Source organism: Neorhizobium huautlense, from assembly GCF_030811685.1.
GTDB classification, from domain to species: Bacteria; Pseudomonadota; Alphaproteobacteria; order Rhizobiales; family Rhizobiaceae; genus Neorhizobium; species Neorhizobium huautlense_A.
This window is the reverse complement of the sequence record NZ_JAUSRF010000008.1, coordinates 98766-110794: the sequence shown is the minus strand read 5'-3', so window position 1 is coordinate 110794 and position 12029 is coordinate 98766. Positions and strand designations below refer to the sequence as shown.

At 60.0% G+C, this 12029-nt stretch carries 12 protein-coding genes and 2 tRNA genes; 7 read left to right on the top strand and 7 right to left on the bottom strand.

The features are described 5' to 3' along the window. The first annotated feature begins 79 nt into the window (after nt 1-79). The 3 genes from J2T09_RS13615 to J2T09_RS13605 all read left to right on the top strand — a co-directional run bounded on the left by J2T09_RS13615 (nt 80) and on the right by J2T09_RS13605 (nt 1395). Nucleotides 80-799, top strand: a complete 720-nt coding sequence (locus J2T09_RS13615; RefSeq protein ID WP_306835479.1) for a hypothetical protein — start codon at nt 80-82, stop codon at nt 797-799. Between the two features lie 173 nt (nt 800-972). Further along, nucleotides 973-1047, top strand: a tRNA-Glu gene (locus J2T09_RS13610). A 273-nt stretch (nt 1048-1320) separates the two neighbouring features. After that, nucleotides 1321-1395: transfer RNA gene (locus J2T09_RS13605), tRNA-Glu, on the top strand. An 80-nt stretch (nt 1396-1475) separates the two neighbouring features. Here J2T09_RS13605 and recJ read toward each other — a convergent pair. The 5 genes from recJ to J2T09_RS13580 form a co-directional block, all read right to left on the bottom strand. After that, nucleotides 1476-3305 carry a single-stranded-DNA-specific exonuclease RecJ gene (gene recJ, locus J2T09_RS13600; protein WP_306835642.1) on the bottom strand — a complete coding sequence of 610 codons (1830 nt, stop codon included), beginning with the start codon at nt 3303-3305 and terminating at the stop codon, nt 1476-1478. A 113-nt stretch (nt 3306-3418) separates the two neighbouring features. After that, complete coding sequence (locus J2T09_RS13595) at nt 3419-3628, bottom strand: hypothetical protein (protein ID WP_306835478.1); 210 nt, start codon at nt 3626-3628, stop codon at nt 3419-3421. A 211-nt stretch (nt 3629-3839) separates the two neighbouring features. After that, nucleotides 3840-5156 (bottom strand): homoserine dehydrogenase, encoded by a 1317-nt coding sequence (locus J2T09_RS13590; protein WP_306835477.1) that lies wholly within the window; start codon nt 5154-5156, stop codon nt 3840-3842. Between the two features lie 75 nt (nt 5157-5231). After that, the gene (locus tag J2T09_RS13585) at nt 5232-6452 is read right to left on the bottom strand and encodes an LL-diaminopimelate aminotransferase (RefSeq protein ID WP_306835476.1); all 1221 of its coding nucleotides are present in this window, start codon (nt 6450-6452) and stop codon (nt 5232-5234) included. Nucleotides 6453-6551: 99 nt separating this feature from the next. Further along, on the bottom strand, nt 6552-6950 hold the full coding sequence (locus J2T09_RS13580; RefSeq protein WP_306835475.1) for a hypothetical protein: 399 nt from the start codon (nt 6948-6950) through the stop codon (nt 6552-6554). A 124-nt stretch (nt 6951-7074) separates the two neighbouring features. On the opposite strand from J2T09_RS13580, the gene J2T09_RS13575 reads away from it, so the two are divergent. Both J2T09_RS13575 and sfsA read left to right on the top strand, forming a co-directional pair. Beyond that, nucleotides 7075-8928: a PHA/PHB synthase family protein gene (locus tag J2T09_RS13575; protein ID WP_306835474.1), complete on the top strand. Its 1854-nt coding sequence runs from the start codon at nt 7075-7077 to the stop codon at nt 8926-8928. Between the two features lie 13 nt (nt 8929-8941). Then, on the top strand, nt 8942-9649 hold the full coding sequence (gene sfsA / locus J2T09_RS13570; RefSeq protein ID WP_306835473.1) for a DNA/RNA nuclease SfsA: 708 nt from the start codon (nt 8942-8944) through the stop codon (nt 9647-9649). Here sfsA and J2T09_RS13565 read toward each other — a convergent pair. After that, nucleotides 9646-9927 carry a type II toxin-antitoxin system RelE family toxin gene (locus tag J2T09_RS13565; RefSeq protein ID WP_306835472.1) on the bottom strand — a complete coding sequence of 94 codons (282 nt, stop codon included), beginning with the start codon at nt 9925-9927 and terminating at the stop codon, nt 9646-9648. The genes sfsA and J2T09_RS13565 overlap by 4 nt on opposite strands. Beyond that, a complete protein-coding gene (locus J2T09_RS13560; protein WP_306835471.1) occupies nt 9917-10165 on the bottom strand; it encodes a type II toxin-antitoxin system Phd/YefM family antitoxin in 249 nt (82 codons plus the stop codon). The genes J2T09_RS13565 and J2T09_RS13560 overlap by 11 nt, the downstream gene beginning before the upstream one ends. A 179-nt stretch (nt 10166-10344) precedes the next feature. Between J2T09_RS13560 and map the strand changes: the two genes are divergently transcribed. Beyond that, on the top strand, nt 10345-11181 hold the full coding sequence (gene map, locus J2T09_RS13555; RefSeq protein WP_306835470.1) for a type I methionyl aminopeptidase: 837 nt from the start codon (nt 10345-10347) through the stop codon (nt 11179-11181). 1 nt (nt 11182) lies between these two features. Further along, nucleotides 11183-12010, top strand: coding sequence for a RadC family protein (gene radC / locus J2T09_RS13550; protein WP_306835469.1), 828 nt, complete (start codon nt 11183-11185; stop codon nt 12008-12010). The last annotated feature ends 19 nt before the right edge of the window (nt 12011-12029 follow it).

The window sequence follows — 12029 nt, the reverse complement described above, 5'->3', positions numbered from 1 at the left end:
TTTCTTTTTAATAAAGCGGGGAATGCCGGTGTCGCATCCGTCCACGTTCAAAAAAAGGCTCGCCGTATCGGCGTCCCTGATGATCCTCACCCTTGCCATGTCCGGCTGCTCTCTGACGGCAAAGACGCCGGAAGTCGCGGCAACGGCGGCTCCGGGTCCGCGCGCCTCCTCGGCCGCCGAAGCGATGCAGCAGGCCGCCGCCACCAAACAGCAGCGGCAGAAAAACGGCGCCTCCACCTACGTGGATCCGCTGGTCAGCGCCCGCCCCGGCCAGAATCAGAATGTCAGCCAGACTGACATCGCCGACGGCCAGAATGTTCGCGATTTCCGCGCCTCGGGTCGCAGCGCCATGGCCACCATGCGCTCCGAAAAAGCAACATCGGCAAGGCAGGCGCAGGCCCGCAACACAGCGACGCCATCCGCCGTGCCGGAACTGACGGAATCGGCCATGGCCGGTCTCGTCACCCAGCCGACGGTCATTCAGGCCGGACGCAACAGCATCTTCTCCGCAGCGGCAGCACCGGCAGCAGACCTTACGACCGCAAGCGAACCCTCCGCTTCGGCACAGAATGTCTCCAGCGCCACCGGATCGCTCAGCACGGATGCGGTTGCTTATGCACCCGTCCGCCGCATCAGTGGCACCACCGGCGGCCTGTTTGCCGGCGGCCCGCAAATGGCGTCGAATTCCGACAGCGCCAACGGTGCTGCACCCGCAGCCGTGAACCACACGCCGCCGGGCATCGCCACCCGCCCTGCCGCATCCGCCACCGCCGAACCGGTCGTTCAGGGTCTCTGGTAGGCACGCAGCTTTTCCACAGGCCACGGAAGCGGCTGAAATCCCTTTGTTTTCCGCGTTTTTCGACGGCGCTCACGGGCGCCGTCATTTTTTTGTAAAAAATCATCATTGGGCGCTTGCGGAAAAAAAAAGGCCTGACTATAAGGGCGCCACCGCAGCAAACGCGGACACGGCATGCGCCCTTCGTCTATCGGTTAGGACGTCAGATTTTCATTCTGAAAAGAGGGGTTCGACTCCCCTAGGGCGTGCCACTCCCTCCCTTTATCCTCACGATCAAAGACCGCTTTTGAAACTGGTTATCCCCAGTCCTTCAACAGGCTTTCCACGCTCTATCGCGATGCGGCTCGCTCGCATCAAGCACCTGTTTCCCTTGCAGAATCCCGAACTTCTGGCACCGCCATCCACAGCCTGTTCAGGCCGATGACATTTTTACGAATAAATTCGTGCGAATGATCATTTTACCGCTTGCGGCATTCACAGACCCTGACTATAAGGCACCCACCGCAGCAAACGCGGAACGGCATGCGCCCTTCGTCTATCGGTTAGGACGTCAGATTTTCATTCTGAAAAGAGGGGTTCGACTCCCCTAGGGCGTGCCACTCCCCTCTCCCAAGACAGTATTAATTGCGTACAAAGCAATTCAGGCTGCAGTTGGATTTCCGAAAAAAGATCGCCCCTTTCAGAGCGACCTTGCAGCATCCAGAATGCGCAACTGCACACGCCTGCTCGATTGCCAGTGATCGGCGCTCAGATTGCCGGCCACATGCACCTGCGTGCCGCGACCATTGAGCAGCATCTGCCCAAGAGGCGTGTCGGCCGAACGAAAACTGATTCCATCGAGACGGCTGCCATCGACAGCCTCCAGCGTCACTTTCACATGCGATGTGCCGACCGTGCGCGAATCGACGATTCGATGCGACGGCAGCGCAAACACCGGCTGCGAATGACCCGAGCCATAAGGCCCTGCCTGTTCCATGCGGTTGATCAGCTCCAGCGTCGCACCGGAGGCCGACAGCGCGCCATCTATCTTCAGCACATGATTGGCGACAAGCGCCGGCACATCCTTTTCCGCACGCGCCTCAAAAAAGGCGCGCAGCTTGCCCAGATTGGCGCGATCGACCGTCAGGCCGGCCGCCATGGCATGCCCGCCGCCCTTGGCCAGCAGGCCCTCATCCACGGCGGCGCGCACCATCCTGCCCATGTCGAAGCCCGGAATAGAGCGACCCGAGCCTGTGCCGCGCCCTGAGGGATCAAAAGCGATAGCAAAGGCCGGACGCTTGAACTTTTCCTTGATGCGGGCCGCGATCAGCCCGACGATGCCGGCATGCCAGTTCTGATTGGCGGTGACGATGACGGAGGCGTTTTCGCCATTGCCATATTCGGCCAGAACCTCACCCTCGGCTTCCGCCAGCATGGCGGCCTCCATGGCCTGACGCTCGCGGTTGAGCTCGTCCAGCCGTTCCGCGATCACATCGGCGGCAGGACCGTCATCCAGCGTCAGCAGACGGCTTCCGAGCGCTGCATCACCGATACGGCCGCCGGCATTGATTCTCGGGCCGATGAGAAAACCCAGATGATAGGGCGTCACGGGGCCGGCCAGCCCCGCCTTGCGAAATAGCGCGGCAAGACCTGCATTGCCCATATGGCGCGCCGCCAGCAGGCCCTTGACCACATAGGCGCGGTTCAGGCCCTTCAGCGGCACCACATCGCACACCGTCGCCAGCGCCACGATATCCAGCCATGCCAGCAGATCCAGCCCACCCGCCTGCGGATGTTTTCTCTCACGTAGAATCCGCGCCGTCGCCACCAGAACAAGAAACACGACGCCGGCGGCACACAGATGCCCCTGCCCTGAAAGATCGTCCTCGCGGTTGGGATTGACCAGCGCCAGGCATGGCGGCAGATCCTCGCCCAGCTGGTGGTGGTCGATCACCACCACATCGCAGTTTTCGTCACGCGCCACGGCGAGCGATTCGTGGCTGGTGGAGCCGCAGTCGACCGTAACGATCAATTGCGCGCCATTGACGATCAGCTGGCGGATCGCGGCTGGATTGGGTCCGTAACCTTCAAAGATACGGTCCGGAATGTAGATCTCGCTCGACAGACCAAAATGGTGCAGGAAACGCGACATCAGCGCCGAGGACGAGGCACCATCGACATCATAGTCACCGAAGATCGCTACCTTTTCCCCGCGCATGATCGCATCCGCCAGCCGAGCGGCGGCTTTTTCGCAGTCGGTCAGCGTGTAGGGATCCGGCATCAGGGAACGAATGGTGGGATCGAGAAAGGCCGGAGCCTCGTCCACACCAACGCCACGCCCCGCCAGAACGCGGCAGACCAGTTCGGGAATGCCATGCACCTGCGACATCGCTAAGGCACGGTTGAGACCCGCCTGATCGAGGCGCGCCATCCAGCGCTGGTCACTGACGGATTTTTCGACACCGAGAAAGGCGCGGGCAATCGGATCGACGGGTTCGGATGCGGTGGGCATGATCGGGCTTGGGCTCATGAAAGCCATCTAGCCTATTCAGCCCACACCCCACAATGGGTTCGCGAATCATGGCAACACTCCCTCAATCGAAGAAGTGGACCACGGAGAAATGAAAACGGACGGGAAAAGGCTTAGATCAGCCAGACGATGAGCGAGATTACCATCACGAAAAACGCTGGGATCGACAAAAGAACCAGAAGCGCCGCCCAGTTGCGCGTGCCCTGAAAATCGTCGTCGCTTTCGCTCCCCTTCCAGCCTTCGAGCAATCGAATATCAGCAATGGCGTCCGTTGCCGCTTCGACGATCAAACGTGACAGGTCTTCCGCCACACCCAAAGACATTTCAGAGAGCCTCCCGTATTTTCTGGTTGTAGGTTTTTATATATCAAACCCAAATACAAAACCAGCCCGAGGGATTTACGGGTAAGATCTTACCAAAAATAATCTTAATGCAGTTCGGGCCGCCTGCCGGAAAGCGGCACATGTCTGCATCTCATACTTTAGATGCAGACATGCTACAGAAGTAAAATATCCGTGAGGAGGCTGTTAAGTCTTAAAAAGCCTTGGGGCGCTCGATACGGATCACCTGCGGTTCGCCCGCCAGGTACGTACCCGACTTGATGGCATCAACCGCCTGACGGACGGATTGTTCCGTCGTCGCGTGGGTGACGAGGATGATCGTCTTGGAATCCGTCTCCGCACCCTTGGCGCGCTGCACGATCGATTCCAGCGAAATACCGTTATCCGCCATGCGGGTCGCCACATCGGCAAACACACCGGCACGGTCAAGAACCGTGAGGCGAATGAAATAACCACCTTCGTGGCTCTGCATCTGCGCCTGCGTGTAAGGCGCAAGCGACGCTGCCGGATTGCCGAGCACCGGCACGCGCTGCGCACCCGGGCGGCTCTTGGCGATGTCGGCGATATCACCCAGCACGGCAGACGCCGTCGCATTGCCGCCGGCGCCTGGGCCGACCATCAGCAATTCGCCGAGAATGTCGGACTCGATCGCCACCGCATTGGTGACGCCATCGACCTGCGCAATCACGCTGTCATGCGGCACCATGGTCGGGTGCACGCGCTGCTCGATGCCGGTATCGGTGCGCAGCGCCACGCCAAGCAGCTTGATGCGATAACCGAGGTCGGCGGCTGCCTGGATATCCTCGATGGAAATGTTGGAAATGCCTTCGAGATAGATCTCGTCGGCCGCGATCTGCGTGCCGAAGGCCAGCGTCGTCAGGATGGCGAGCTTGTGGGCCGTGTCATTGCCCTCGATATCGAAGGTCGGATCGGCTTCGGCATAGCCCAGACGCTGCGCTTCCTTGAGGCAGGCCTCGAAGGACAGTCCTTCCTTCTCCATCCGGGTCAGGATGTAATTGCAGGTGCCGTTCATGATGCCGTAGACGCGCGACACGGTATTGCCGGTCAGCGATTCACGCAGCGCCTTGATCACCGGAATACCACCGGCAACGGCTGCTTCGTAGTTCAGAAGCGCGCCCTTTTCTTCCGCCATGACGGCAAGCTCGACGCCGCAACGCGCCAGAAGCGCCTTGTTGGCGGTGACGACATGCAGACCGCGCGAAAGGGCTGCGCGCACCGACTGGTCGGCGGCACCTTCGGCACCGCCCATCAGTTCCACGAAGACATCGATATCAGCCGAATTCGCCATGTCGACGGCCGAATCGAACCACTGGATGGCAGACAGATCGACGCCGCGGTCGCGGCTCTTGTCGCGTGCGCTGACCGCCGTAATCGTAATCGGACGTCCACATGTCCTGGCGAGTTCACTTGCGCGTTCGCCAAGAATGCGCACCAGGGACGAGCCCACAGTGCCAAGACCCGCAATGCCGATTTTGAGGGCGTCTGCCATCTGTCTTTATCCTGATTTTTGATTTCAAAAGGCGGGAGTGGCCGGAAGATCATCCGGCCACGATAGAGATTCCTGTCAGCGATGCGCGTTGAGCGAGATCACGTTGTGCAGGGTTTCGTCTGCGGTCGACAGGAACTTCTTGATGCTGCGCGCAGCCTGGCGGATGCGATGCTCGTTTTCGACCAGCGCAAGGCGCACGTAATCGTCGCCCTGCTCACCGAAACCGATGCCTGGTGCTACGGCCACATCGGCTTTTTCCACCAGCAGCTTGGAGAATTCGAGCGAACCGAGATGGCGGAATTTTTCCGGGATCTTTGCCCATGCGAACATGGTGGCCGCCGGCGGCGGCACTTCGAAACCGGCCTTGCCAAAAGTGTCGACCATGACATCGCGGCGGCGGCGATAGACATTGCGCACTTCGGCAATATCGGTCCCATCGCCATTCAGGGCGTGGGTCGCGGCCACCTGGATCGGTGTGAACGCACCATAATCCAGATAGGATTTTACGCGGGTCAGGGCAGCGATCAGGCGCTCGTTGCCGACGGCAAAGCCCATGCGCCAGCCCGGCATGGAAAAGGTTTTCGACATCGAGGTGAACTCGACGCAGACATCGATCGCACCCGGCACTTCCAGAACCGACGGCGGCGGTGCCTTTTCATCGAAATAGATTTCCGAATAGGCAAGGTCCGACAGCACGATCAGCTCATGCTTCTTCGCGAACGCGATAACGTCCTTGTAGAAATCCAACGAGGCGACATGCGCCGTCGGGTTGGACGGATAGTTGATGATCAGCGCCAGCGGTTTCGGGATCGAGTGCTTGACCGCACGCTCGAGCGGCGGAAAGAAGCTTTCGTCCGGCTCAACCGACATCGAACGGATCACGCCGCCGGCCATCAGGAAGCCGAAAGCGTGGATCGGATAGGTCGGGTTCGGGCACAGGATGACATCGCCCGGTGCCGTGATGGCCTGCGCCATATTGGCAAAACCTTCCTTGGAACCGAGCGTCGCGACGACCTGCGTATCCGGGTTCAGCTTCACGCCAAAACGACGGGCATAATAGGCAGCCTGGGCACGGCGCAGGCCGGGAATGCCCTTGGATGAGGAATAACGGTGCGTGCGCGGGTCCTGAACCACTTCGCACAGCTTGTCGACGATCGCCTTCGGCGTCGGAAGGTCGGGATTGCCCATGCCGAGATCGATAATGTCCGCGCCACCCGCTCGCGCGCTGGCCTTCAAACGGTTGACCTGTTCGAAGACGTAGGGCGGTAGGCGTCGGACCTTATGAAACTCTTCCATGTCTCTCCCCTTGGAAGGATAAAAGCCTTGAACCGCAACCAATGCGGCTCACATCAGGCTGGAGGCGTGCTTTGCGTCCAAATTGGCGCAAACGCAAGCCTAATTACCGGAGATTTTCGCGTCCGCGTCGGTTACGTGACCGGCCGCAACTGCCTGCAGTTCCGCGACGCGTCTCTGGTATTCCTTTTCCGAGATCGAACCGTTGCCGCGCGCACGCGCCAAAGCCGACATCTGGCTTTCCTGACTGCTATATTCGGCATCGCCGATCTGGGTGTTGGCGGCGGTCAGCTTGCCGTCGAAAGTCGGGTATCCCGTACCCTGCTTGCGGGCCACCGGACCGTCAGTCACACTGCGTGCGGGAACCACCGTCGCCTGCGGCGCAGTGTTGGGAATGCCGTCATCCAGCGCAAAGGAATTGCAGCCGGACAGCCCCACCGGAATGGCAATCAGGGCAGCCACGAAAGACAGTCTGCCGAACCCATGCCTCATTTTTTCCATTCCCTGCGTCCACCTTTCATCGAAACGTCTGTTGGCGAACGCCAATCGCTGGACTTGTATTCGCTTTCGAGCGCCATATACAAACGAAAACAGACTTTAATTCAACAGAGACCGGACGGCCAGCGTGAGCGCGAAAAAAGACCAGACCGGCAAGTCGGAAAGTCAGGGTTTCCCGGGCTTTGATCCTGCATCTGTCGATGCCTATCTGGTGCGGGACCCGCAAGCTCTTGCGATGAACCTTGCGCGCGCCGCCGAAAATTTCGGCAAAGCCGCGACCGAATGGCTCGGACCACGCGAGCGTGGCGAACTGGTCGACACGCTCGATCCGCTGACAGACCTCATAAAAACGCTCTCGAAAGTTGCCGAATACTGGATGGCCGAACCACAGCGGACGCTTGAAGCGCAGACCCTGCTTCTCTCCAGCTACATGACCATCTGGTCGCGCTCCGTCGCGCGTTTTTCAGGCGAAGCGGTTCCGCCGGAACCGGAACTTCCGAGAGACAAACGATTCGCCGACGAAGACTGGAGCAAGAACCCGTTCTTCGCGGTCCTGCGACAGGCCTATGTCGTCACCGCCGCCTGGGCCGAACAACTGGTGAAACAGGCGCAGGACCTCGACGAGCATACCCGCCACAAGGCCGATTTTTATCTGCGGCAAGTAACGGCCGCCCTCTCGCCCAGCAATTTCGCCCTGACAAATCCCGAGGTGTTTCGCGAAACGGTAGCGTCTAGCGGCATCAATCTCGTGCAGGGCATGCGCATGCTGGCCGAGGATATCGCCAGGGGCGGCGGCGAGTTGCGCCTGCGCCAGACGGACGAAAGCCGCTACGTCATCGGCGAGGATCTGGCCATCACCCCCGGCAAGGTGATTGCCCGCAGCGAGATCTGCGAAATCATCCAATATGCGCCAGCCACGGAAACGGTTTTCAAGCGGCCGCTGCTGATCATCCCGCCATGGATCAACAAGTTCTACATTCTCGACCTGACCCCGCAGAAAAGCTTTGTCCGCTGGTGCGTCGAACAGGGTCATACCGTCTTCATGGTCTCCTGGGTCAACCCGGATGAACGCCACGCTGCGATGGGTTGGGAAAGCTATATCAACGACGGCATCGACTTCGCACTAAAGACAGTCCAGACCGCCACCGGCGAACGCGACATCAACGCCGTCGGTTATTGTGTCGGCGGCACGCTGCTCGCTACCGCCCTTGCCCGGAAAAGCGACAAGCCGAAATCGCGCCTGCCTCGCGTCGCATCCGCCACGTTCCTCGCCGCACAGGTGGATTTCACCCATGCCGGCGACCTGAAGGTGTTCGTTGATGAGGAGCAGTTGGCCATCCTCGAAAAACACATGAGCGATGTCGGTTATCTGGCCGGCTCGAAAATGGCGACGGCTTTCAACATGCTGCGTGCCTCCGAACTGATCTGGCCCTATGTCGTCAGCAATTATCTGAAGGGCCGCGATCCCCTGCCCTTTGACCTGTTGCACTGGAATGCCGATTCGACACGCATGACACCGGCCAATCACGCCTATTACCTGCGCAACTGCTATCTCGATAACGCGCTCAGTCAGGGACGGATGGAACTGGCCGGCAAACCGATTGCGCTGTCCGACATCAAAATCCCCGTCTACAGCCTCGCAACCCGCGACGACCATATCGCGCCGGCAAAATCCGTCTTCAAGGGCAGCATGCTGTTCGGCGGGCCGACGGAATTCGTGCTGACGGCTTCCGGCCACATCGCCGGCGTCGTCAATCCGCCGGAGCGCAAGAAATATCAATACTGGTCCGGCGCCCCCCTGTCAGGCACGCTCGATGACTGGATCGATGCCGCCTATCCCGAAGATGGCTCGTGGTGGCCGCACTGGCAGGCTTGGATCACCGCGCAGAACGACGCAAAAGCGCCGGCCCGCCAACCGGGGGACGGCAAGCTGAAACCGCTCGGCGATGCCCCCGGCGCTTACGTTCTCGTCCGCAGTTAAGTTCGTCTCAAAAATGCGCTTTGCCTCCCCCCTCGTGCCGGCCACGCTGATCAGCCGTTACAAACGTTTCCTGTTCGATGCCGTTCTGGAAGACGGCACTCATATCACCGGATCCTGCCCCAACACCGGCTCGATGCGCGGCCTGACGACACCCGGCTCCCGCGTCTGGCTCTCCGAACACGACAGCCCGACCCGCAAATATCGCCACATGTTCGAAATGATCGAGGCGGATGGCACCACCGTCGGCATCAATACCGGCCTGCCCAACAAGCTGGCGGAAGAGGCAATCCTCGCCAGCATCGTGCCCGCGCTTTCCGGGTACGATCTTTTGAAGCGCGAACAGAAATACGGCCTGCAATCGCGCATCGATTTCCTGCTGTCCGGCCAAGGGCGGCCGGATTGTTATGTCGAGGTCAAGAACGTGCATTTCATGCGCACACCCGGCCTTGCCGAATTTCCCGACACCACCACCAAACGCGGTGCCCGCCATCTCGATGAACTGGGGGATATGGCAGAGGCCGGTCATCGCGCCGTGATGCTCTATGTCATCCAGCGCAACGACTGCGATGCCTTGCGCATCTGCGGCGATCTCGATCCCGTCTATGCCGCCGCCTTCAGACGGGCCGCGTCGCGCGGCGTCGAAGCCTATGCACTGGCCTGTGAGGTTTCGCCGGAGGAAATCCGGGCAACAAGGTTGGTTGCGGTGGAAGAGTTGATCTAACGGTCTTCGGCGGTGCGATAAGCTGCATTCTTATCGCGCCGACCGATGGCAACGACCAGCACGATCAGTTGTGCGTCACGAACCTCATAGACCACTCGATAACCGGCGGTCCGCAGCTTGATCTTGTACCGGTCCTTGGCGCCGTGCAGTTTCGCGGAGGGTACGTGCGGATTCTCCAGCCGCTCGGCCAGCTTTTTCCTGAACTGGTCGCGAATATTGGCGTCGAGTTTTCGCCATTCCTTTAGCGCTGCATCCAGAAAGGCAAGCTCATAGCTCATCCAGAGCGACCTTGATCACCGGCTCACCCGCCCGGCTGTCGGCAATCGCATTCAGTTCCAGATCTTCCAGACGATCCATCATCGCCTCATATGCTTTGGCCGGAATGCAATAAAAAGCAGGCTCGTTGCGATTGAGAATGGCGACAGGCGCACCGTCACCGGCCGCAACGGTCCCCATCGGATTACGCTTCAACTCGGAAACGCTGGCGGTGATTTCAGCGAGAACGATACTGACCATGCTCTTTTCTCCGCACTCTAAAGAGTACCTTAAATAGCACTCGAACGACCAAAACGGAAGTCGTCGCACGGGTAGCCTTGCCGAACCCCAACACAAATCCGCCTCCCCTAAATCAAGGTAATGGACGAACCCCGTCCCACTCCTTTATGAACGGAGGGAAATCTCATGAAGGCACGGCAATGGTAAGTTACATCGACGCGGTTTCCGCACCCTTGAAGAACACTGGCGCGATCCGGCTTTACACGGCCGAGGATTTCGCCGGCATGCGCAAGGCGTCGCAGCTGACTGCCCGTTGCCTCGATGAACTGGCCGCACTGGTCAAGCCGGGCGTGACGACCGCTGCGCTCGACCGCTTTGTCTTCGAATTCGGCATGGATAACGGCGCGCTTCCGGCCACGCTCGGTTATCGCGGTTACAAATATTCGGTCTGCACCTCGCTCAACCATGTCGTCTGCCACGGCATGCCGGATGACAAGCCCCTGCGTGAAGGCGATATCGTCAATATCGACGTCACCTACATTCTCGACGGCTGGTACGGCGATTCGAGCCGCATGTATCCGGTCGGGCAGATCAAGCGCGCCGCCGAGCGCCTTCTGGAAGTGACCCACGAATGCCTGATGCGCGGCATTGCCGCCGTTCGTCCCGGTGCGCGTATCGGCGCCATCGGCGAAGCGATCCAGACCTATGCGGAGGCTCAGCGCTGCTCGGTCGTGCGCGATTTCTGCGGCCATGGCGTGGGAAAAATCTTTCACGATACGCCCAACATCCTGCATTACGGCCGCGCCGATGAAGGCCCGGAAATGCGCGAAGGCATGATCTTTACCATCGAGCCGATGATCAATCTCGGCAAGCCACATGTGAAAGTTCTGGCGGATGGCTGGACGGCCGTCACCCGCGACCGCTCGCTGTCGGCGCAATACGAACACGCCGTCGGCGTCACCGCCACCGGCTGCGAAATTTTTACGCTGTCGCCCGGCGGTCTTGATCGCCCCGGCCTGCCACCACTACAGGGCTGACATGGCAAAACCTCCCGCCTCCCTCTTGTCCGACGGTGAAAATTCCGCAGATGGGGCGGATGAGGGTTTTGTCGATGAGCGCGGTTTTTTTGCCGAACAGGCCGGCCGACGCGACAATATCAAGAAAGCCATCGAGGAAGGCGGCGCAACCGAGCCGCCCGCGCATTACATCGGCCATCGTGAACGTCTGCGTGACAAATACCGCGATCATGGCGATACCTCACTCGCCGATTACGAAGTTCTGGAACTGCTCCTGTTCCGCTCCATCCCGCGAAAAGATACAAAACCCCTCGCCAAAATCCTGATAGCCCGCTTCGGCAATCTTGCCGGCGTGCTCGGCGCGCCGCTTGGTCTGCTGCAGGAAGTGAAGGGCGTTGGCGAAAACGTGGCGCTGGACCTGAAGCTCGTCGCGACCGTTGGCCAGCGCATGCTCAAAAGCGAGTTGCGCGAAAAGCAGGTGCTTTCCTCGTGGTCGTCGGTCATCAATTATTGCCATGCGGCGATGGCCCATGAAGACCGCGAACAGTTCCGCATTCTCTTTCTCGACAAGCGCAATGCCCTGATCGCCGACGAAATACAGGGCAAGGGCACGGTCGACCATACCCCGGTCTATCCGCGCGAAGTGGTTCGACGCGCCCTGGAACTTTCGGCGACCGCCATGGTGCTTGTCCACAATCATCCCAGTGGCGATCCGACACCGTCCCGCGCCGATATCGACATGACCAAAACGATCATCGACACGGCCAAACCGCTCGGCATTGCGGTGCATGACCACATCATCATCGGCAAGGACGGCCATGCCAGCCTCAAGGGGTTGAGGCTGATTTGAAGCTGGTCTGACCGCCTCC

What these genes read in the sequence shown, in the direction of transcription:
- J2T09_RS13615 (WP_306835479.1), top strand. Translation starts at nt 80, where the DNA reads ATGATCCTCACCCTTGCCATGTCCGGCTGCTCTCTGACGGCAAAGACG.
- recJ (WP_306835642.1), bottom strand. Translation starts at nt 3,305, where the DNA reads ATGAGCCCAAGCCCGATCATGCCCACCGCATCCGAACCCGTCGATCCG.
- J2T09_RS13595 (WP_306835478.1), bottom strand. Translation starts at nt 3,628, where the DNA reads ATGTCTTTGGGTGTGGCGGAAGACCTGTCACGTTTGATCGTCGAAGCG.
- J2T09_RS13590 (WP_306835477.1), bottom strand. Translation starts at nt 5,156, where the DNA reads ATGGCAGACGCCCTCAAAATCGGCATTGCGGGTCTTGGCACTGTGGGC.
- J2T09_RS13585 (WP_306835476.1), bottom strand. Translation starts at nt 6,452, where the DNA reads ATGGAAGAGTTTCATAAGGTCCGACGCCTACCGCCCTACGTCTTCGAA.
- J2T09_RS13580 (WP_306835475.1), bottom strand. Translation starts at nt 6,950, where the DNA reads ATGGAAAAAATGAGGCATGGGTTCGGCAGACTGTCTTTCGTGGCTGCC.
- sfsA (WP_306835473.1), top strand. Translation starts at nt 8,942, where the DNA reads ATGCGCTTTGCCTCCCCCCTCGTGCCGGCCACGCTGATCAGCCGTTAC.
- J2T09_RS13565 (WP_306835472.1), bottom strand. Translation starts at nt 9,927, where the DNA reads ATGAGCTATGAGCTTGCCTTTCTGGATGCAGCGCTAAAGGAATGGCGA.
- J2T09_RS13560 (WP_306835471.1), bottom strand. Translation starts at nt 10,165, where the DNA reads ATGGTCAGTATCGTTCTCGCTGAAATCACCGCCAGCGTTTCCGAGTTG.
- map (WP_306835470.1), top strand. Translation starts at nt 10,345, where the DNA reads ATGGTAAGTTACATCGACGCGGTTTCCGCACCCTTGAAGAACACTGGC.
- radC (WP_306835469.1), top strand. Translation starts at nt 11,183, where the DNA reads ATGGCAAAACCTCCCGCCTCCCTCTTGTCCGACGGTGAAAATTCCGCA.